The following is a 763-nucleotide window of genomic DNA, read 5'->3' on the forward strand; positions in this document are numbered from 1 at the left end:
CCGATGATGTACTTGCCGAGCAGCGCGAACACGATCACCAGCGGGATCGTGGCGATGGCCGTGCCGGTCAGCGACAGCGAGTAGTCCTGGATGTAGCCGCTGGCCAGGGTGGACAGCGCGGTCTGCACCGTCGGGTCCTCCGGGGTGAGGACCACGAGCGGCCAGAAGAAGTCGTTCCAGGCCCCCATGAACGTGAGCATGCCGAGCACCGCGGCGGCCGGCTTGGACGCGGGCAGCACCACGTGCCAGAAGATGCGCAGCGTGTGGCAGCCGTCGACGCGCGCAGCCTCGATCAGCTCGCTGGGCACGGCCTCGCGCAGGAACTGGGTCATGAAGAACACGCCGAACGCGGTGACCAGGCCCGGCGCGACGACGGCGTACATCGTGCCGGTCCACTCGATCTTCGCCATGAGCAGGTAGAGCGGGATGATGCCGAGCTGCGTCGGCACCATCATGGTCGCGATGAGCATGACCAGCATCGCGTTGCGGCCCTTGAAGTTCAGCTTCGCGAACGCGAACCCGGCCAGCGTCGAGAACAGGACCACGCTGATCGTGATCGAGATCGACACGACGAACGAGTTGGTCAGCGCCTTGGCGAAGTCGACCGTGCCGAAGGCCCGTTCGAGGTTCGCGAACAGGTTCGGGCCGATGCCGAACGGCGGCGGGACCTGGCCGAGGATGCCGTTGTCGTGCGACGCGACGACCAGTGACCAGTAGAGCGGGAACCCCGAGAACAGCGCCAGCCCGGCCAGCGCGAGGTAGG

1 protein-coding gene is annotated in these 763 nt (G+C 66.8%); it reads right to left on the bottom strand.

Annotation, left to right across the window (positions count from 1 at the left end; all coding sequences use genetic code 11):
* Nucleotides 1-763: carbohydrate ABC transporter permease (locus ACFQO7_RS37735; RefSeq protein WP_376810894.1), on the bottom strand; the 763-nt coding region annotated here is incomplete at both ends.

Source organism: Catellatospora aurea, from assembly GCF_042663325.1.
GTDB lineage: Bacteria > Actinomycetota > Actinomycetes > Mycobacteriales > Micromonosporaceae > Catellatospora > Catellatospora aurea.